Origin of the sequence: Stenotrophomonas terrae (assembly GCF_001431465.1) — a bacterium.
Lineage (GTDB): Bacteria > Pseudomonadota > Gammaproteobacteria > Xanthomonadales > Xanthomonadaceae > Stenotrophomonas > Stenotrophomonas terrae.
Window position 1 is genome coordinate 35245 of the sequence record NZ_LDJJ01000021.1, and the last position, 20570, is coordinate 55814.

Sequence of the window (20570 nt, forward strand, 5' to 3'; positions counted from 1 at the left end):
CAAGCTGCGTCTACTTGAATGGATTGCTGGGGCCTGCCACCTCACAGCGTCGCGGGAAGCCCTGCTGCAATCATGTCATTTGCTGGAAGGCCAGTGACATGAGGCGCAACGCCTCGCGTGAACGCCGATCATTGAGGCTGCTGTATAGCAGCACCTCCTGCGCGGGAACCGGTGGCAAGCCCAATGCCTCGCCGACATCGACGGTGCCCGATGGCGCAGTGCGTATCGCCATGATCGCGACCGCCATGCCGGCCGCCGCAGCGGCGCCGATGGTAGCGGCGCCTTTACCAATGAAGATTTCCGTCCATTCAATTCCTGCCTTGTCCAGAACCGCCGTCGCCGCGTTGCGAATGCGGCAGGTCTCGCCCTGTGTCGCCAGCAACAGCGGCGCCCCCTTGGCAGCCTGCCACCCGGGTGTGGCCACCCATGAGAACGGTTCTGCATAGATCGCCTTGCTTCGCTTGCGATGATCATCCGGCCGGAGAACCCAGGCTGCATCGAGTTCGCCCTGATCGTAGAGCGCCATCAGTTCACGCGTCCCTCCCACACGCATCTCAACGCGCAAGCTCGGATCATGCGCGTTGATACGGCGTAGAAGCGCAGGCAGTTCGCTGCCGATCAATGCGTGGTTCACGCCGACTACCAGCCTGCGTTCCTCGACCTCGAAAGAAGCAGCGGCACGATCGTGCGCCTCGATCAAACCACGTGCCGCATCCAGGAAGGCCAGTCCTTCGGCCGAGAGGCGAACGTGCCGCGGCGAACGCTCCATCAACCGCCTGCCGAGCTGACCTTCCAACTTGCTCAGCTTGAGGCTGATGGACGACTGCGTAGTTCCCAACACGTCACCGGCACGAGTGAAGCTACGCAGCTCCGCCGCTACCACGAACGCCCGCACCGCTGCGATATCCAAGGGCTTCATGCAATGATTCGCATTGATAATCATAGATATCATCATGGATCCGTATATCAAATGATAGAGGCCGCGTACTGTTCGGGCTCCACCGCTGAGCAAACCCGCCATGAAAGCCATCCTTACCATGACCCTCGCGATCCTCGCCGGCCTGGCTACACGCGACGTTTTTGCCGCGGCGCCGGAGTCGCAGCTGCAAGGCACGTGGACGCTTGTGGCGGCCGACAGGCTCCTTCCGGATGGCCGGCGCGTCGACGATTACGGGGCCTCGCCCACCGGTCGCTTGATCATTGACGCGCACGGACGTTACTCCTTGCAGATATTCAAGTCCGAACGCCCGCGCTTCGGCGCAGACGACAAGGCGCTAGGGACCGCCGACGAGTTCGCCTCAGCTGTGCTCGGTTCGAGTACCCATTACGGGACCATCGCAGTCAACGCGCAACCGCACACGCTTATCTTCCGTATCGAAGCCGCCTCGTTCCCCAACTGGGAGGGCAGAAATCAGGAGCGCGACTACACCCTCGCCGATGGCATCCTGACTTACCGCGTGCCGCCAAGGCCTGACGGCGCGATCCCGATTTCGGTATGGAAAAAACTGGACTAGCGCAGGCCTATGCCGGACCACGTGTTCTGGCAATGCGCCCCGCTTGCCAATGCTGCGGGGTTGATCAGGATGGTCCGTTACTGCCTGGCGCCGACATCAGCTGCATGCTCGCACAGTGCACCGATTCCAAGGCCGGGGGACGATGCGTGCACAGAAACGGCGATGAAGGAATGTGGTGACTTCGGTGGCGCGGCGGCTGGCAGCATCGCGGCACGCTACTTCGCGTCGCGACGCAGCAGCATGTTGCGCCAGGTTGGAATTGCACCGCGGAAATCAACGGCTTCACCATCACTGGTAAAAAACAGGCCCTGCTCTGCTTCAACAACCAGCCGTATGCCATCAATGTACAACCAACCCGAACGGTGCTCCACGTCAACAGTCATGGAAGATTTACCCCATTGATTGATGTGGTAACGCCCCAGCCAGTGAATCCAATGCGCACGATCCGGGCCGGGCGGCAGGTCTGGACCATCGTTCTGGTCAAGGCTTTCTTCGCCCGATGCGCATTCCAGGTGCGCCGGCTGCCCTGCCGTTGCGGCATGGTGGCGGTAAGCAACCACCTCCCCATGCGTATCCACGGTGAACATTTCATCGACATCGACGAAGCCGAGCGAGGTCTCCGTGCCAGCCCCCTTTCGACGCATGCGCAGGCGGCCATCGACTGAATCCAGGATATCGACGCGCGCATTGCGGCCTATCCAGCTTCCTGCGTATGTACGTGCACGGCCAGGGCTCAGCCGTATCGTCCCCAACGCCGAGGCAGGCAGCCGCGGTGCACGCGGGCCAAATCGGGATTCGAGCAACTGTTCGATCAACGCATCACCAAAGCCATAACCGGCCGAGGTCGCACGATTGAACATCGCGGCGAACCCGAACCTGGCCTCCGGGCAATACGTGAAAACGCATCCAAAGCCGAACCCGCCGCCACGATGATGCAACAGGCGCACTGGCGTTGTTCCGTAGCGGCGCTCCGTGCGCATCACGCCAAGCCCGTAATCGCCCCCCAGACCGAAGCCGTGCATTTCATCCCATAGCGCCGGGGCCAACAGCTGGCGCGCTTCATGGCGCCCGCCAGCTAGCTGGAACGCGATGTACGTGGCCATGTCACGGGCACTGGTCCACACACCGCCTGACACGACCAGGGGCGTCACGGCCGGCACCACCGCGTAACCGTCCTGGCTTCCCAACGCCCGGTCCGCGCGTTTCAGGTACTCGGCGGGGGTAGCTGTACTGTCCTTCATGCCCAACGGAGCGAACAGCCTTTCCCGCAACCATTGGGCGTAAGGCATGCCGGTGACCCGTTCCAACACATACCCCGCCAGGTCGAAGCCCAGATTCGAGTAGCGATAGCGCTCTCCCACCGGAAAGCGCAACCAGGTTGTCGCGATGCTGCGTACATGTGCCTCGAAGCTGGGTGAGTCCGCTTCGTAGTTGTTGCCGACCGGCGCTTCATGAGTGAAGCCGGCCCGGTTCGCGAGCAACAGGCGCAACGTGATTCGTTCCTGCGGCGCAGGCTCGAAACGACTGTTCACCGCAAACTCCGGCAGGTAACGTGTTATGGGCGTGTCAAGTTCAAGCAACCCATCCTGCACTGCCAGCAGCACGGCTATCGCGGCAAAATTTTTCGAGGTGGATTGGATGCTGAACAGCGTGCCCACATCGACCGTATGCCCCGCGCCTGCGGTTGTCTGACCAAAGCCCTCGACCCAACGCGGCTCATCCCCCTGTACAAGACAGACCGAGGCAGCGCTGATCCCGCTCCCGGCCATCGCAGAAATGACTGATCTGCGTTCTGCCTCGATCACCGAGCTGAACTCATGGCCCGGCATTCCACCGAATGCCCTACTGGCGAGGACGAGCCCCATCGCCGAGAGTGCCGCGGTCCGGCCCAGGAAAGAGCGGCGGTTGAGCGTACTTGCCATGAATGCACCAGCGCGGGGCGATGGGCAATACTTGCACCCAGGCGGCGGTGCTACATGTGTCGTTCGGCACAGAAGCGGAGCAAGGCGGCCAGCGGAAATTTTGTGCGGCGACCAGCATTTTTATCTGCAATGGAAAGCACGTGAACACCGATGGTGATGATGCGATCCTCTTCCCGGTTTAATTCAAGGACGTTCAACTTGCTGCGCGTCTTGCCGATGAGTTCGGGATGCAAATTTTTACCTTGGCCGAATCGGCTCCCTACTACAGTGTTGTGGCGGAATAAGTGCTCATTCTTCGCGGATGATATGGTTGTTCCAGGAACGTCTGAACAACTATTTCAAGGTTGTTCAGCGGCGACTGCAAGGCATGATAACGATGCCACTTTGTGTCGGAGGAATGGCCACCGTACTGGCATCTTTGCGGGGTTTTCAATTTTCCAGCTTCGCGGCTTATGCCGCGCCCACAAACAGCCGGGGCTACTACAGCTGCGAGGGCGATACACCGAACTGCCGCTTGAACGCAGCACTGAAGCTGCTGGTATGCGCGTAGCCTGCGATATCGGCGGCCACTTCCACCGGCACGCGCTGCCTTAGCAGTGCTTGTCGCGCACGCTCCAGCCGCAGCGTGCGCAGATAGGCGGCGATGCTGCTGCCATGTTGCTGCTGGAAGCCGCGTTGCAGGTCCACCGCGTTGGTGCCCAGTTGTCGCGCCATCTGGTTGATGCTGAGGCTGTCTGCCTCGCCGCTGTGCAGCCATTGCTGCAGGCGTTCCACGCAGCGCTGCAGGTGCGCGCCAAGCGCGCGCTCGCCCTGCTCTGCTGCCAGTGCTTGCACTACGCCTGCCGCCAGTTCCAGGGCAAAGCTTTCCTGCTGCAGGCGGCGCAGCAGCGGTGGGCTGGAGGGATCGGTTTCAAACAAGCCTGCCGCTCGCCGCAGCAGGGCTGCGGTCGGCTGCCAGCGCTGGTTGCGGGCATGGCTGCGGCGCAGGCGGGTGATGCCCGGCGTGGCGACGGCGTCGAGCTGCTGGGCCAGCCAATCGTCGCTGAAGTGCAGGCTGACTTTGGTTTCCTGGCGGCCGGCCTGCCAATGACGCAGGAACCGGTCGTCCTCGCGCAGGTGGATCAGCATCGCCGGGTTGCGGTTGTGGCGACTGTCCAGGCGCAGGCGTTCCTCGCCGATGGCCACGTCGGCCTCGCCTTGCAGCAGGAAGCTGGCGGTCAGGCCTGCCGGCAGGCGGTTGTGGCTGCAGCCGCCCACCATGTCGCGGCTGCGGCTCAGGTACAGCACCAGGCCAGCGTCCAGCGCCTGCACCTGCTGCCAGCCGGCCAACACCGGCATGGCATCGGGCAGGCCGGACGCGAAGTCCACCTGGCCGCCCAAGGCGTGGGCTGCGTCCATCAGTTCGGCGCAGGTATAGACCTGCATGCAAGGCACCCACGAATGTCGTCGTGGCTAAATTTTCCTTCGCCGCGCCTAAACTTTCAATGGTATTGATAACTATTCTTATTTGAGGGGCGGCAAGTGCCTGCCCCTGTCCCCGTATTCAGTGAAGGTCAGTGGCAATGGGTTTGACGATCAAGCAGGCGGCCGTGGTCCGCGCCGTCTTCCACGATGCGGTCAGTGCGGACGAGATCCGCTATTGGTTGCAGCGCGTGGAAGCACTGATCGTGACGGCCACGCCGTTCTACTTCATCGCCAGCACCGCGCCCGGCGCCAGCTTCAGTGACGATTACCGGGCCATCCAGGCGGTCTGGTACAAGCAGCACAAGCCGGCCTTCCGCCAGCACTGCAGGGGGCTGGTGCGCATTGCCAGCAGCGCCGCCGAACAGCAGCGGCTGGATACCCCGGCCCTGCATGCGGCCTGGGGCGTGCCCTATCTGGTCACCACCGATGCCGCCGACGGCATGCGCTGGATCGGCCAGCAGTTGGAGCGGGCCAATGCGCACTGAGCGCGCTGCCGCCTCCCGTTTCGGCCTGGGCGTGATCGTGGTGCTGTACATGGCCCATGCGCTGCCGCTGTACTTCTACAACGTGGCGGTGCCGGCCATCCTGCGCAGCCAGGGCGTGGACCTGCGCTGGATCGGCATGTTGTCGCTGCTGTATCTGCCGTGGGCGTTCAAGTTCCTGTGGGCGCCGCTGGTGGACCGCTGGCACCTGCCGGCATTGGGCCGGCGCCGCAGTTGGTTGTGGCTGACCCAGCTGCTGTTGCTGGTCGGCATCCTGGTGTTGGCCTTCACCGGGCTGGACCACGGCCTCACGGTGTTCGTGCTGGTCGGCATGTGGATCTCCACCATTGCCGCCACCCAGGACATCGCCATTGATGGCTATACCGTGGAAGCGCTGGCACCGGCCGAGCATCGCCTGGGCAGCATGGCGCAGAGCGTGGGCGTGGCGCTGGGCAGCATGGTCGGCGGTGCCGGCGTGCTGTGGCTGTATGAAACGCGCGGCTGGAATGTGGCCCTGCTCAGCCTGGCCGCGATGAGTGCGCTCACCCTGTTCGCCGTGCAGCAGATCAACGAAGTGCCACGCCCGGCGGCAAGCCAGCAGCCCAGCGTACTGCGTGCACTGCGCCGGCCCGAGCTGCGCTGGGCACTGCTGCTGATCGTGCTGTATCGCATGGTGGAAGCCCCGGCGATGGCGATGGTCAATCCACTGCTGGTGGATCAGAAGTGGAGCCTGACCGAGATCGGCCTGCTGATCTCGGTGGGCGGCGCCGGTGTTGGCATGTTGGCCGCTGTGGGTGCGGCCTGGCTGCTCAAACAGCGCAGCGCCGAACAGCTGCTGATGCACGCCGGCTGGTGGCGCACGCTGCTGTATGTATTGCTGGCCGCGCTGCTGTACAGCGGTGTGCTTGCCACCTCGCAGTTTGGGCTGGGCGCACTGGTGATTGCCCTGCTGGCGCTGCGCTATGTGGCGATGACCAGCCTGTATGCCTTGTTCATGCGGATCAGCTCGCGCGAGCAGGCCGGCACCGATTTCACCTTGCTGGTCTGCTTCGAACTGCTGATCTATTTCATCGGCGGCGCACTGTCCGGCTTCCTCGCCAAGGGCCTTGGCTACACCGCGTATTACGTGGCGCTGGCGATTGCCTCCGCACTTGGCTTGCTGTTGTGCCGGCCGCTGCTGCGCCGTTTCGCGCCTTCCCCTTCTTCTCCCTGATACGTTCCGAGGACACCATGCGGCATACCGCAGCAACGCTTCCGCTCGCCCTGCTGAGCCTGGCCATCAGTGGCCAGCTCGCAGCACAGACCAGCACCACTGCCGGCACCCGCCAGCTGGATGCAGTCAGCGTCACCGCCGTGCGCGGCGCGCGCAGCGTGGCCGAGATCGCCGGCACCGTGTACGCCATCGAGCGTGAGCAGATCGCCCAACAGACCGCGGCCGGCCGCAGCACCGCCGAAATCCTCGGCCAACTGGTGCCGTCGCTGGCGCCGGCCAGTGGCACTACCAGCAACTACGGCATGACCATGCGTGGCCGCAGCGTGCAGGTGATGATCGATGGCGTGCCGCTGACCGGCGCACGCGATGGCTCGCGCCAGCTCAACAGCATCTCGCCGACGATGATCGAGCGCATCGAGGTGATCTCCGGTGCCACCGCGCTGTACGGCGCTGGTGCCAGCGGCGGCATCATCAACATCATCACCTTGCAGCCGGGCAATGCGCCGGTGCAGCTGGCCAGTCAGCTCGGCCTGCGCACGCCGTCGGATGTATCCAGCGACAACCTGGCCTGGAATGCCGCGCAGACCATGACCGTGCGCGGTGACACCTTCAGCGGTGCCTTTGGTATTGCCTACGGCCGTCAGGGCGCATCGCTGGATGCACACGGCCGCCGCATCGGCCCGGAGATCGCCCAGACCGACCGCCAGGACACCGAAACCAAGGAACTCAACGCCCGTCTGGATTGGGCGCTGAGCCCTGCGCAGCAACTGAGCGTGGGCATGCGCTGGTATGACGACCAGCAGGACAGCGACTACGGCCCGGACTACGGCCCACGCCTGGCAGTGCTGTTCAACCCTGCCTACTCGCCCACCCACAACGCGGTCGATGGCCTGCAGTTGAATGCACAGCCGCGCACCCGTCACCAGGGCGTCAACGCGCAGTACCGCAACCGCGACGTGTTCGGCGGCCAGGAACTGAGCGTGGAAGCCTATTACCGGAACGAACAGGGCCGCTGGTTCCCGTCGGTATCCACCCTGGTGCATCCGGCGCTGCCCGGTGGCTATGCCTATGTGGCGATGCAGTCCAATACCGACATCGACGTCTGGGGCCTGCGCACCGCGTTGCACAAGGGCTTTGATATCGGCGGTCGCAGCCTGCAGCTGTCCTATGGCGTGGACCATGAGCGCGAGGAAGACAGCCAGCGCGGGCAGATGTACGACATCAACACCTTCATCGCCAGCAATGGCTTGAAATACACGCCGACTGCCCAGTATGCGATGGGCCCGGATGTACGGGTGGATACCACCGGCCTGTTCCTGCAGGCCGACCATGCGCTGAGCGAGCTCTTCAGTGTGCAGGCCGGCGTGCGTCATCAGATCCTGCGCAACAATGTGGATGATTCGCTGCCCTACACCGAGGCCATCACCGCCGACGCCGTGGCCGGCTATCAGCCGCAGCTGCTGGCCGGTGGCCGCGTGCGGCATTCGCAGACCTTGTTCAATGCCGGTGTGGTCTACAAGTTCAGTGATGCGCAACAGCTGTTCGCGAATTTTTCGCAGGGCTTCAGCCTGCCGGATACACAGCGCATGCTGCGCGACGTGCACGCCAACTTCGTCATCGACAGCCGTAACATCGGCCCCATCAAGGTGGACAACTACGAGCTGGGCTGGCGCTTGAACAACTCGCAGCTGCAGAGCGCGGTGACCGCGTTCTACAACCGCTCGGACAAGACCGTGCAGTTCAACCGCAACTACAGTGTGTCGGTGGCTGACACCGATGAGCGCGTATATGGCGTGGAAGCCAACCTGCGCTATACGCCTACCGCGCAACTGGAACTGGGCGCGAGCGTGGCTAGCACGCGCGGCCAGTACCGCGATGCGGCCGGGCAGTGGCGCGAGCTCAATGCCTTCCGCGTGTCGCCGTTGAAGGCTGGCGTGCATGGGCAGTGGCGTTTTGCCAACGACAGCCTGCTGCGTCTGCAGGGCCAAGCAGTGGGCGGCACGGATGATGCCTGGCGTGATGCGCAGGTAGCGGCGGTCAGCCCGACCATCCGCGCGACGCCGGCAGCGAAGATCCGCGGCTACGCGGTGTTTGACCTGATTGGTGAGCTGCCGCTGGCGGGTGGGCGCTTCAGTGTTGGCGTCTACAACCTGGCCAATCGTGACTACAAGACGGTGTATGGGCAGCAGGCGGAAGCGACCTACGGCAAGTTGTCGAGCGTGCCGGCGCAGGGGCGGACGTTCGGGGTTGGGTATCGGGTTGAATACTGAAGCTGTTGCTGTTGCTTCAAGCCCCTCTCCTACGGGAGAGGGGTTGGGGTGAGGGTTGGAGCGAAGCCCGCACGATACTTTTCACGAGGCTTCGCTCTTACCCTCATCCGCCCCGTTGGGCCACCTTCTCCCGGCGGGAGAAGGAGGCGGCCCGTTACCGCTTCGCCGCCAAAATCCGCGTCAACAAATCCGCCCTCCCTGCAATCCGCCGCAGATGCGGATACTGCAATCCCTCGCGGTACTCGATACGTACAGTACGGAAACTATCCGCCTGTCGCACGATCAGCTCGATCGGCGTTCCGTTCTGCTTGCCATCCGTCACTGCCTGCTTCAGTCGGCCACCGCTGTAAGCCAGGCCATTCACCGCAACAATCGTCACGTCCTTGGCCAGGCCCGCCTTGAATGCCGGGCTATCCCAACCAACGGCCTGCAGCACGCCATCACTGCCCGCCTTCAAACCCAGCGAGTACTGCAGGTCGGTAATGCCATCGGCCTCACCATCGGCAACCACAAGATTCGGCTGGTCGTCGAAGTACAGCTCCCAACCCGCGGCCGCCAAACCATCCGGTGCCTTGCCATCGCGTGCATCCAGGCGGCTGCCGATGAAGGCATCCCAGTTGCCGGGTTGCACGGCTTCCAATCCCTGCATCACGTCGGCGCGGTCATACAGGCGAATGTCGCCCTGCTTGCCGCCTTGGTGGAAACGCTTGGCGAAATCATCCAGCGTGAGCTTGCCTTTGGACAGACTGCGCAACCGCGCATCCACGCCCAGCCATAGCAAGGTGCTTTCGTTGTAGAACTCGAATGCTCGCTGCCAATCAGCCCAGGCCTGGGGCTTGGAATTGAAATCAAGGATGCCCTGATGCACGGTGTCCTGCAGATCGCGCCATTGGCGGCCGGGCTGGGTGGCGTAATTGGCCTGCAGCTGGGCCAGCATCGCCATGGCGTAGTCCGGTTTCCACAGGCCCGAACGTGCGGCCAGTACGACTGCCCAGTACTGGGTCTGGCCTTCGTACATCCACAGATCGTCGTTGAACATGGGCGCGTTGTAATGCGGCACCCAGGTTGGGCGCGGACGCCAGGCCTTGCCTATCCATGCATGGGCGTATTCGTGCGGCAGCAGGTCGTTGTCGGTGTACGGGCGCTCGCCGCGCAGGTAACCGTCGTGCATGCCGTTTTCGCTGCTCTGCGCGTGTTCCAGGCCAATGCCGCTGAACACATCCGACACCGCCAACAGGAAGTTGTAGCGCGTATACGGCCGCGAGCCGAATACCGCATCGGCCTCGCGCACCAACGCACGATGTGCGTCCAGCACCTTGGCATCGGCTTGCAGGGCTTGCGGGTTCTCGCCGACCACGTCCAGCCACACCGATTGCTTGGAGGCTTCATCCAATGCAAAGCGCTTGAAGTACTGGCCCGCGAATACCGGTGAATCAATCAGGGTCATCAGCGACACCGGCTTGTACTGCTCCGTGCCGGCGCTGTGCTGGGCGACGTCCAGAGCAGTGCCACTCTGCCAGCCTTGCGGCAGGCGCAGGCTGGGTTTGACCTGGATGCCACGCGCGTCGTAACCGGCCGGGTACAACAGCACGCGGTGCCATTGCAGGTCAAGCATGTTCGGCGTCATCGCCACGCGGCCCTGGTCGGAAGCAGTCGGCGACAGGTATTGGAACTCGATATCCAGCATGCTGACGCCTTCCGGCACCTGCAGCTTGAAGGCGTACATGTCGCCGGAATCGCGCGTCCATTGCAATGCCTGGCCGTTGCCACGGATGACCAGGCCGGCCATCTGGTTGATCGGGCCGGTAGGCGCGTGGTTGCCGGGTATCCATTGCGGGTACCACAGGGTCAGTGCGCCAGCCGAGACGGGGATGCGCTGGTGCACGCGCTGGATGCGGCGCTGCAGGTCACTGGCATCCACCTCCAGCTCGATCATGCCCGGGTAACTGGCCTGCACCTGCATTGCCGCCGCGCGTGCATCCATCGGCTGCGCCTGCGCGCATGCCAGCGGCGCTGCGGCACCCAGCATCATCGCCAACAACCAGTTACGTCCCCGCATCACGCACCGCCCTTTGCCTGAAGTGATTGCATCCTAGCCCGGCCCGCTTCAGCCGCGCATCCGCTGCCATACCAGGCAACGGTTGTTGGCGGGCATGGCCACGTCCTCACGCAGCACCAGCTGCTGCGCGCGCGCCAAGGCGTCGACGGCCTCGAAATCGCGGATGCCCGAGCGCGGATCGCGCGCCTTCAACCAGCCGTCGAAGTTGCGGTTGCTATCGCTGGTGAATGCACCGTTGTAGTTGAACGGCCCATAGGCGATGAACAGCGAATCGGGCGCCATCAACATCGGCAAGCCGGCGGACACCGCCTGCACCTCCTCCCAGCCCATGATGTGCAGGGTATTGGCGGTGAACACAGCATCGAAGCCGGCCACGTCGTCATGCACGGGCAGCGGCGGCAGCGGTTGCAGGCCGCTGCCGACCACCGCCTGCAGTTCCAGCGCTGGCGGGGTATTGGGCAAACCGGCCTCGTCCAGCCATAGGCCGATGCCGGGCAGATGATCGCGGTGATCGCTGGCCTGCCAGCGCAGCCACGGCAATGCGGCGGCGAAGTGCACGGCGTGCTGGCCGGTGCCGCTGCCAATCTCCAATACGCTGCGAGCCTGGCCCAGGTAGCGCTGCAGCACCTGCAGGATGGGCGCGCTGTTGCGCTCGCAGGATTCGGCATAGGGCTTGGTCATGGTCGGGGCCTGTTGATAACGCTGCAGATTGTGCCGCAGTGGCGGTTTGCGGCCATGCATGACGATGGTCACTTGTGCTCAAACCCTCGTCCCGCCGAGATTCAAGGGTCTTGTGCGGTGCAGTGCATCGCTGGCTCTGGAGTTCCGTCCGTCATGCAACGCCGCCAGTTTCTTTCGCTTTCCGGCCTCGGCCTCGCCGGTTTCATGCTGCCTAATGCCCAGTTGATTGCAGCCGAGGAATTGTTGGCTCCGGCCGATGTGGCCAAGAAGAAACTGCTGGCCGACACCGTGCTGGCGCTGGCCAAGCAGGGCGGCGCCAGCTACTGCGATGTGCGCATTGGCCGTTACCTCAACCAGGCCATCGTCACCCGCGAGGACCGCGTGCAGAACGTCACCAACAGCGAGTCGGCCGGCGTTGGCATTCGCGTGATCGTCAATGGTGCGTGGGGCTTTGCCGCCAGCAACCAGTCCACCGCGCAGGGTGTGGCCGCTGCGGTGGCGCAGGCGCTGGCCATTGCCCGCGCCAACGCGAAGATCCAGACCAAGCCAGTGCAGTTGGCACCCACGCCGGGCGTGGGTGAGGTGCAGTGGAAGACCCCGATCCGCCAGAACGCGATGGCCGTGCCGGTCAAGGACAAGGTTGAGCTGCTGCTGTCGATCAATGCTGCTGCGATCAATGCGGGTGCCAACTTCATCAACTCGCAGCTGTTCCTGGTCAACGAGCAGAAGTATTTCGCCTCCAGCGATGGCTCGTGGATCGACCAGGACGTGCACCGCATCTGGCTGCCCTTCACCGCCACCGCCATCGACAAGGCCAGCGGCAAGTTCCGCACCCGCGCCGGGCTGTCGGCGCCGGCCGGCATGGGCTGGGAATTCCTGGACGGCAATGCCGCCGACAAACACCAGCTGCCCGGTGGCGTGGTCGGCTACGGCCATTCCTATGACCCGGTGGAAGACGCCATCGCCGCCGCCAGGCAGGCACGCGCCAAGCTCAGCGCACCGTCGGTGAAGCCGGGCAAGTACGACCTGGTGCTGGACCCCTCCAACCTGTTCCTGACCATCCACGAGAACGTCGGCCATCCGCTGGAACTGGACCGCGTGCTTGGCTACGAGGCCAATTACGCCGGTACCAGCTTCGCCACCCTGGACAAGCGTGATGCCGGCTTCCGTTGGGGCAGCGACATCGTCAACTTCACCGCCGACAAGACCGCGCCTTACAGCCTGGGTGCGGTGGGTTACGACGATGAAGGGGTGAAAACCCGCAAGTGGGATCTGGTCAAGGACGGCGTGCTGGTCAATTACCAGGCCACCCGCGATGAGGTGCATATCCTCGGCGAGAACGCTTCGCATGGTTGCAGTTATGCCGACTCGTGGAAGAGCGTGCAGTTCCAACGCATGGCCAATGTGTCGCTGGCGCCGGGCAAGGCGCCGCTGACGCCGGCGCAGATGGTCAAGGATGTAGCGAACGGCATCTACATCCATGGTCGTGGTTCGTATTCGATCGACCAGCAGCGTTACAACGCGCAGTTTGGTGGTCAGCTCTGCTACCAGATCAAGAATGGCGAGATTGCCGGCATGGTCGAGGATGCGGCGTACCAGATCCGTACGCCGGAATTCTGGAATGCCTGTGCGGCAATCTGCGATGAGCGCGATTTCCGCATGGGTGGTTCGTTCTTTGACGGCAAGGGCCAGCCCGGGCAGGTATCGGCGGTGTCACATGGTTCGGCGACGACGCGCTTCAATGGGGTGAACATCATCAATACGGCGCGGTCGTTGGGGTAAGGCATAGAGCTGCCCTCACCCCAACCCCTCTCCTGCAAGCGGGAGAGGGGCTATCAGATCGCAGGCTTGGCCGTAGACTCGCAGATCGCAGGCTTAGCCGTAGGCTCCCTTCTCCCGTCTACGGGGTTAAGAACAGGCGCTTACGAGCCCAAGGCTCGTGACTGTTCGTACGCCCCGCGTGCTACGCGGGGCCGGGGCGCGCAGCGAGGTGCCCCGAAGGGGCGGATGAGGGGAAGCTTTCAGCGCGTCGTATACCCACCATTGACCAGGATCGTCTGCCCGGTCATCCACCAGCCGTCCGATACCAGGAAGCGTACCCACGGCACGATGTCCTCGATGTCGGTCAGGCCGGTCTTGGAGAACGGCGACAGCGCTGCCGCCGTCTTGTGGTACGCCACCGCATCGGCGCCCTCGGCCGGGTAGAAGAACGGCGTGTCCATCGGCCCCGGGCCAATCGCGGTCACCGATATGCCGCGCTCGCCGAACTCCTTGGCCGCCGCCCGCGTGTAGTGCTCCACCGGCGCCTTGGTGCCCGCATAGCTGGAATAGAACGGCGTGAACGCGCCCAGCAACGAGGTCACCAGCGTGCATACCTTGCCGTTGTCGGCGAGGTGGATGCCGGCTTCCTTCAGGAAGAAGAAGGCGGTCTTGTTGTTCACCGCGTCCATCGCATCGAACTCGGCCTCGCTGATCTGCGTCATCGGCTTCTTCAGTACCTTGCCAACCGTATTGACCGCGATATCGATGCGGCCCAGTGCCTGCTTCGCGTCCTGGAACAGCTGCTCCATCGCCGCGGCCGAGGTCAGGTCGGACTGGAACAGATGCGCATCGGCGCCGGCGGCACGCACCGCCTCGGCGGTGGCTTCGGCCTCGCCGCGGGCAGCGTCACTGTTGTAGTGGATGGCGACGCCGCGGGCGCCCTGGCGGGCGAAGTCCCGAGCCAGCAGGCCGCCCAGGTTCTTGGCGCCACCGGCGATGAGGACGGTCTTGCCTTGGATGCGATGGTCGGTCACGGCGAACTCCTGTGGATGGGGAATGCCTCAGAGCCTATCGGCTTGGTTTTCCGGATAAAGCCGGTCATCCTGACTTCACTTGTCGGCCAATCCGGACAATCACCGTGGACCGTATCGAGCTGTATCGGGTTTTCGTCCGTGTGGTGGACTGCGCCGGCTTCACCCGCGCCGCCGACCAGCTCAACCTGCCCCGCTCCACAGTCTCCGAAGCGGTACGCACGCTTGAGCAACGCCTGGGCACCCGCCTGCTCCACCGTACCACCCGCCAGGTCACGCCCACCCAGGATGGCCTGCTGTTCCATGCCCGCTGCCAGCAGCTGATCGCCGATGCGGACGAGGCCGAGCAACTGTTCCGGCAATCGCCGCAGAGCTTGAGTGGGCGAATCAAGGTGGACCTGCCCGGGCGCATCGGCCGCCTGATCATCGCCCCGGCATTGCCCGGTTTCCTGCAGGCGCATCCGCAGATCGACGTCGAGCTGGGCATGACCGATCGCAGCATCGACCTGGTCGAGGACGGCGTGGATTGCGCGCTGCGGGTCGGCCCGCTGCAGGACTCACGCCTGGTGGCGCGCGGTGTGGGTCAGCTGCCGCTGATCAACGTGGCCAGTCCTGCCTATGTGGCCGCACATGGCATGCCGCTGCATCCCTCGCAGCTGGGCACGCATTGGGGTGTGCTCTATGCCTCGCCCGGCAGCGGCCGGGTGGAAGCCTGGGAATGGCGCGAGAACGGCATCCTGCGCAGCCAACCGATGGCGGGCCGTGTCACCGTCAACAATGCCGAAGCCTATATCGCCTGTTGTATTGCCGGCCTGGGCCTGATCCAGATTCCCGCCTACGACGTGCGCGCGGAGCTGGCTGCCGGCAGCCTGCTGGAAGTCATGCCGGCGCATCGCGCCGACCCCATGCCGATGCATCTGCTGTTTCCGCATCGTCGCCATCCTTCGCAGCGGTTGCGGGTGTTCGTGGAGTGGTTGCAGCAGGTGTTGGGGGAAGCGGTTGGCTAATTGAATGCTTCTTTGCCTGCCAAAAGGCAGTGCAAAAACTTACCCCTCCCCAACCCTCCCCTTGGCCTATGGCCAAAGGGAGGGGGCGTACTCCTTCCCTTTCACGGAGCGAAGGGGAGGCTTGGGGAGGGGTTGGCTGTTCGCAGAAAATCCAAATAACCACCGCTTCCATGCCTAAAGTCACTACCGCTGCAAACCCGGTCCCGCAAAAATCGAACAGTTCGCAGATCACCGCGAAGCCACCGTCGTTTGTTGCCGTAGTGCCCGCCTTGCGGGCCTTGCCCCGTGGAGAGCAGCCTTGCAGAGACGTGACTTCCTAGCCCTGACCGGGCTTACCGCTGGCGGCCTGATGGTGCCGTCCTTCTTCGGCAAGGCCATCGCCGCCGAGCAACTGGTCAGCGCACTCGACCCCGCCGTCAAAAAGCGCCTGGCCGATGATGCGATGAATGCCGCCAAGGCCGCTGGCGCCAGCTACTGCGATGTGCGCATCGGCCGCTACCTGCGCCAGTTCGTCATCACCCGCGAGGACAAGGTCCAGAACGTGGTGAACACCGAATCCACCGGTACCGGCATCCGCGTCATCGTCAATGGCGCCTGGGGCTTTGCCGCCACCAATGACCTGAGCCCTGCCGGTGTGGTCAAGGCCGCACAGCAGGCCGCCGCCATCGCCAAGGCCAACGCCAAGGTGCAGACCGCGCCGGTGCAGTTCGCCAAAGCGCCCGGCTACGGCGAGGTCAGCTGGCGGACGCCGATCAAGAAGAACGCAATGGAAGTGCCGATCAAGGACAAGGCCGATCTGCTGCTGGGCGTGAATGCCGCGGCGATCAATGCCGGCGCCAGCTTCGTCAATTCGATGCTGTTCCTGGTCAACGAGCAGAAGTACTTCGCATCGACCGACGGCTCCTATATCGACCAGGATGTGCATCGCATCTGGGCACCGATGACGGTCACCGCCATCGACAAGGCCAGCGGCAAGTTCCGCACCCGCGATGGCCTGTCCTCGCCGATGGGCCTGGGCTACGAATACCTGGATGGCGAGGCCTCCGGAAAGACCGTGCTGCCCAACGGCGTGATCGTCTACGGCATGTCCTATGACATGCGCGAAGACGCCATCGCCGCCGCCAAGCAGGCGCAGGAGAAGCTCAAGGCGCCGTCGGTAAAACCGGGCAAGTACGACCTGGTGCTGGATCCGTCGCACACCTGGCTGACCATCCACGAATCGGTTGGCCATCCGCTGGAACTGGACCGCGTGCTCGGCTACGAAGCCAACTACGCCGGCACCAGCTTCGCAACGCTGGACAAGCGTGAGTCGCATTTCCAGTACGGCAGCGACAAGGTCAACATCTTCGCCGACAAGGTGCAGCCGGGCTCGCTGGGCGCCGTCGCCTACGACGATGAAGGCGTGAAGACCAAGCGCTGGCCGCTGATCAGCGACGGCAAGCTGGTGGACTACCAGACCATCCGCGATCAGGCACATATCCTGGGCAAAACAGAGTCCGATGGCTGCTGCTATGCCGACTCGTGGTCCAGCGTGCAGTTCCAGCGCATGGCCAACGTCTCGCTGGCCGCCGGCAAGACCCCGCTGTCGGTGGCCGAGATGATCAAGAATGTCGAGAACGGCATCTACATCATCGGCGATGGCTCGTTCTCCATCGACCAGCAGCGTTACAACGCGCAGTTCGGTGGCCAGCTGTTCTACGAAATCAAGAACGGCCAGATCACCCGCATGCTCGAGGACGTGGCCTACCAGATCCGCACGCCGGAATTCTGGAACGCCTGCAGTGCCGTGGCCGACGAACGCGACTACCGCCTGGGCGGTTCGTTCTTCGACGGCAAGGGCCAGCCGGGCCAGGTCTCGGCCGTGTCGCACGGCTCGTCCACCGCCCGTTTCGACGGCATCAACGTCATCAATACCGCGCGCAGCCTCGGCTGATCGTCAAGGAGCTTCTGAACCATGAGCATCTTCACCGAACAGGAAGCCAAGGCCATCCTGGACAAGGTCATCGCGCTGTCCAAGGCCGATGAATGCACCGCCACGCTGGCCGGCTCGGTCAACGGCAATATCCGTTTCGCGCTGAACAACGTATCCACCAGCGGCATCGTCAACAATGCGCAGCTGGCGGTGCAGGTCGCCTTCGGCAAGCGCGTCGGCACTGCCTCGATCAACGAGTTCGATGATGCCGCGTTGGAGCGCGTGGTACGCCGCGCCGAAGACCTGGCCAAGCTGGCACCGGAAAATCCGGAGTTCATGCCCATCATCGGCAAGCAGGAATACAAGCCCAGCCCGACCTTCAGCGCCTCCACCGCGGCGATCGATCCGGAGTTCCGCGCCAAGGTGGCTGCCGACTCCATCACCCCGTGCCGCGGCCATGGCCTGATCGCCGCAGGCTTCCTGGAAGACGGCAACGGCTTCTATGCCATCGCCAACAGCAAGGGCAACTTCGGCTACCAGAAGGCGACCAGCTTCGATTACACCTGCACCGTGCGCACCGAAGACGGCCGCGGCTCAGGCTGGGTGGGCCGCAACCTGAAGGACGCGTCCGACTTCAAGGCCGACCAGGACATCGAGATCGCCAAGCGCAAGGCCACCGAATCCGCCGAAGCCAAGGCGTTGGAGCCGGGCAAGTACACGGTGATCCTGGAGCCAGCTGCAGCGGCGGGCCTGATCAGCTTCATGATGAATTTCTTCGACGCACGCTCGGCCGATGAAGGCCGCAGCTTCCTGTCCAAGAAGGGTGGCGGCAACAAGCTGGGCGAGCAGGTCTACGACAGCAAGGTCAATCTTTTCGCCGACCCGTGGCACCCGGAAGCCCCGGTATTGCCATGGGACGGTGAAGGCATGCCGCGCGAGCGCATGGCCATCATCGAGGATGGCAAGATCGCCAACCTGGAATACTCGCGTTACTGGGCACAGAAGCAGGGCAAGACCGCCAGCGCCAGCGCCGGCAACCTGCTGATGAGCGGCGGCACCAAGTCGATCGCCGAGCTGGTCCGCGGCACCGAGAAGGGCATCCTGGTCACCCGCACCTGGTACATCCGCATGGTCGACCCGCAGACCGTGCTGCTGACCGGCCTGACCCGCGACGGCACCTTCTACATCGAGAACGGCCAGATCAAGCACCCGGTGAAGAATTTCCGCTTCAACGAATCGCCGGTGATCATGCTCAACAACATCGATGAGCTGGGCAAGCCGGTGCGTGTGGCCGGTGATGAGTCGAGCTTCGTGATGATGATCCCCCCGATGAAGCTGCGCGACTTTACGTTTACCTCGTTGTCGGATGCGGTGTAACTGATTCCCCCTTCTCCCTCCGGGAGAAGGTGCCCGAAGGGCGGATGAGGGTTCGGCGTGAAGCGCTGTGGTGACCGACTGCAGAGGCTTCGCCCTTACCCTCACCCCAACCCCTCTCCCGAAGGGAGAGGGGCTCCAATCGAGTCCTCTGCTTTTGTCCTCACCCCGTCTAACGCGAGCGCAATTCCTTCACCTGCTGCTGGGCGGCGCGGTGACGGCCGCCTTGCCGGGCATGGCACGCGCACAGGCCAGCCGCTACGACTTCTGGTTCACCCGCCTGCGCTACGACTCCGGTGACTGGGATGTGGATGCACGCATGCCCTCCAACCTGATCACCTCGCTGGTCGACTACACCACCCTGCGCGTGGATCCCAACGAACACGTGATCGCGCTGTCCGACCCGAAGATGCTGCGTGCACCGTTCTGCTACCTGGCCGGCCACAAACTGGTCGAGTTCAACCCGGAAGAGCGTCGCAACTTCGAACGCTACGTGCGCAACGGCGGCTTCGTCTTCGTCGATGACTGCAACCACGATATCGACGGTCTGTTCGCCACCTCCTTCGAAGCACAGATGCGCAGTATTTTCGGCGCCAACGCCTTGAAGAAGCTGCCCAACAACCACGCCGTCTACAACAGCTTCTTCAAGTTCCCCGAAGGCCCGCCCGCCACCGGCTTCGAGCTCAATGGCTGGGGCGACGACCTGGTCCACGACTACCTCAAGGGCATCGAAATCGATGGCCGGCTGGGCGTGCTCTACAGCTACAAGGACTACGGTTGCGAATGGGATTACGACTGGCGCAACAAACGCTTCCTGGCCGAAGACAACACCAAGTTCGGCGTGAACATCGTGATGTACGCACTGACGCATTGACCCCACAGGTGACCGCATGACCGCCCCCGATCTGGACTCCTTGCTGCCGCGCTTGAAAGAGCTGCGCAGCGCGCTCGCACAGGCCGTGGTCGGCCAGCACGATGTCGTCGAACAACTGCTGATCGGCCTGCTGGCCGGTGGCCATTGCCTGCTCGAAGGCGCCCCCGGACTGGGCAAGACCCTGCTGGTGCGCTCGCTCGGGCAGGCGCTGGAACTGCAATTCCGCCGCGTGCAGTTCACCCCTGACCTGATGCCTAGCGACATCCTCGGCACCGAGTTGCTGGAAGAAGACCATGGCACCGGCAAGCGCGCGTTCCGCTTCCAGCAGGGCCCGATCTTCACCAACCTGCTGCTGGCCGACGAACTCAACCGCACGCCGCCCAAAACCCAGGCCGCCTTGCTGGAGGCCATGCAGGAACGCACGGTCAGCTACGCCGGCACCACCTACGCCCTGCCCTCGCCGTTCTTCGTACTGGCCACGCAGAACCCGATCGAGCAGGCCGGCACCTACCCGTTGCCCGAAGCGCAGCTGGACCGCTTCCTGCTGCATGTACGCGTCGACTACCCCAGCGAAGCCGAAGAGCGCGACATCCTGGCGCAGACCACCGGCAGCCACAGCGGCATGGTTCCCAAGGTGATGGACGCCGAAGCGGTGAAAGCACTGCAGGCAGCGGTGCGCGAAGTGCATATCAGCCCCGACCTGCTGAGCTGGATCACCCGTCTGGTCCGCGCCAGCCGCCCCGGCGACGGTGCACCGGCTGAAGTGAACAACTGGATCAAATGGGGCGCCGGTCCGCGTGCCGGTCAATCACTGGTGCTGGCCGCCAAGGCCCGCGCCTTGCTGCAGGGCCGCTTTGCCGCTACCCGCGAGGACGTGCAGGCCTTGGCCGCACCGGTAATGCGCCATCGGCTGCTGCTGTCCTTCGCTGCCGAGGCCGAGCACAAGAGCGCCGATGATGTGATCGCCGCGCTGCTGCGTGCGGTGCCGTTCCCGGCCTGATACGAC

General features: G+C 63.8%; 17 protein-coding genes. 10 read left to right on the plus strand and 7 right to left on the minus strand.

The window, feature by feature from the left end; translation table 11 throughout:
* Positions 1-70: 70 nt before the first annotated feature.
* Positions 71-943 carry a LysR family transcriptional regulator gene (locus tag ABB27_RS07415; RefSeq protein WP_244479178.1) on the minus strand — a complete coding sequence of 291 codons (873 nt, stop codon included), beginning with the start codon at positions 941-943 and terminating at the stop codon, positions 71-73.
* Positions 944-1019: 76 nt separating this feature from the next.
* Between ABB27_RS07415 and ABB27_RS07420 the strand changes: the two genes are divergently transcribed.
* Entirely contained in the window at positions 1020-1514 is a 495-nt protein-coding gene (locus ABB27_RS07420) for a lipocalin-like domain-containing protein (protein WP_057627898.1), read from the plus strand.
* A 215-nt stretch (positions 1515-1729) separates the two neighbouring features.
* Here the strand turns inward: ABB27_RS07420 and ABB27_RS07425 are convergent, their stop codons facing one another.
* From ABB27_RS07425 to ABB27_RS07435, 3 genes are all read right to left on the minus strand, one after another.
* Positions 1730-3436 carry a serine hydrolase domain-containing protein gene (locus tag ABB27_RS07425; RefSeq protein WP_057627900.1) on the minus strand — a complete coding sequence of 569 codons (1707 nt, stop codon included), beginning with the start codon at positions 3434-3436 and terminating at the stop codon, positions 1730-1732.
* A gap of 50 nt (positions 3437-3486) precedes the next feature.
* Positions 3487-3669 (minus strand): hypothetical protein, encoded by a 183-nt coding sequence (locus ABB27_RS19665; RefSeq protein ID WP_152984486.1) that lies wholly within the window; start codon positions 3667-3669, stop codon positions 3487-3489.
* A gap of 247 nt (positions 3670-3916) precedes the next feature.
* Positions 3917-4861: a helix-turn-helix transcriptional regulator gene (locus tag ABB27_RS07435; RefSeq protein ID WP_057627905.1), complete on the minus strand. Its 945-nt coding sequence runs from the start codon at positions 4859-4861 to the stop codon at positions 3917-3919.
* 137 nt (positions 4862-4998) lie between these two features.
* Here ABB27_RS07435 and ABB27_RS07440 point away from each other — a divergent pair, with 137 nt between their 5' ends.
* From ABB27_RS07440 to ABB27_RS07450, 3 genes are read left to right on the plus strand one after another with little or no spacing between them, the layout of a single operon-like run.
* Positions 4999-5385, plus strand: a complete 387-nt coding sequence (locus ABB27_RS07440) for a hypothetical protein (RefSeq protein ID WP_057627907.1) — start codon at positions 4999-5001, stop codon at positions 5383-5385.
* Entirely contained in the window at positions 5375-6595 is a 1221-nt protein-coding gene (locus ABB27_RS07445) for an MFS transporter (protein WP_057627909.1), read from the plus strand. The genes ABB27_RS07440 and ABB27_RS07445 overlap by 11 nt, the downstream gene beginning before the upstream one ends.
* 17 nt (positions 6596-6612) lie before the next feature.
* On the plus strand, positions 6613-8865 hold the full coding sequence (locus ABB27_RS07450; protein WP_057627943.1) for a TonB-dependent receptor: 2253 nt from the start codon (positions 6613-6615) through the stop codon (positions 8863-8865).
* 154 nt (positions 8866-9019) lie between these two features.
* Here ABB27_RS07450 and ABB27_RS07455 read toward each other — a convergent pair whose 3' ends face one another.
* Positions 9020-10924, minus strand: coding sequence for a M61 family metallopeptidase (locus ABB27_RS07455; RefSeq protein WP_244479179.1), 1905 nt, complete (start codon positions 10922-10924; stop codon positions 9020-9022).
* Between the two features lie 48 nt (positions 10925-10972).
* Positions 10973-11605, minus strand: coding sequence for a DUF938 domain-containing protein (locus tag ABB27_RS07460; protein WP_057627945.1), 633 nt, complete (start codon positions 11603-11605; stop codon positions 10973-10975).
* A 153-nt stretch (positions 11606-11758) separates the two neighbouring features.
* Between ABB27_RS07460 and ABB27_RS07465 the strand changes: the two genes are divergently transcribed.
* A complete protein-coding gene (locus ABB27_RS07465; RefSeq protein WP_057627913.1) occupies positions 11759-13387 on the plus strand; it encodes a TldD/PmbA family protein in 1629 nt (542 codons plus the stop codon).
* 239 nt (positions 13388-13626) lie between these two features.
* Here the strand turns inward: ABB27_RS07465 and ABB27_RS07470 are convergent, their stop codons facing one another.
* Positions 13627-14400 carry an SDR family oxidoreductase gene (locus tag ABB27_RS07470; RefSeq protein WP_057627915.1) on the minus strand — a complete coding sequence of 258 codons (774 nt, stop codon included), beginning with the start codon at positions 14398-14400 and terminating at the stop codon, positions 13627-13629.
* Positions 14401-14504: 104 nt separating this feature from the next.
* Between ABB27_RS07470 and ABB27_RS07475 the strand changes: the two genes are divergently transcribed.
* The 5 genes from ABB27_RS07475 (at position 14505) to ABB27_RS07495 (ending at position 20564) form a co-directional block, all read left to right on the plus strand.
* On the plus strand, positions 14505-15404 hold the full coding sequence (locus ABB27_RS07475; protein ID WP_057627917.1) for a LysR family transcriptional regulator: 900 nt from the start codon (positions 14505-14507) through the stop codon (positions 15402-15404).
* Between the two features lie 298 nt (positions 15405-15702).
* Positions 15703-17337, plus strand: a complete 1635-nt coding sequence (locus ABB27_RS07480) for a TldD/PmbA family protein (protein ID WP_057627919.1) — start codon at positions 15703-15705, stop codon at positions 17335-17337.
* A 21-nt stretch (positions 17338-17358) separates the two neighbouring features.
* Positions 17359-18693, plus strand: a complete 1335-nt coding sequence (locus ABB27_RS07485; protein WP_057627921.1) for a TldD/PmbA family protein — start codon at positions 17359-17361, stop codon at positions 18691-18693.
* 232 nt (positions 18694-18925) lie between these two features.
* A complete protein-coding gene (locus ABB27_RS07490; protein WP_244479181.1) occupies positions 18926-19564 on the plus strand; it encodes a DUF4159 domain-containing protein in 639 nt (212 codons plus the stop codon).
* A 16-nt stretch (positions 19565-19580) separates the two neighbouring features.
* Positions 19581-20564 (plus strand): AAA family ATPase, encoded by a 984-nt coding sequence (locus tag ABB27_RS07495; protein ID WP_057627923.1) that lies wholly within the window; start codon positions 19581-19583, stop codon positions 20562-20564.
* Positions 20565-20570 lie beyond the last annotated feature (6 nt).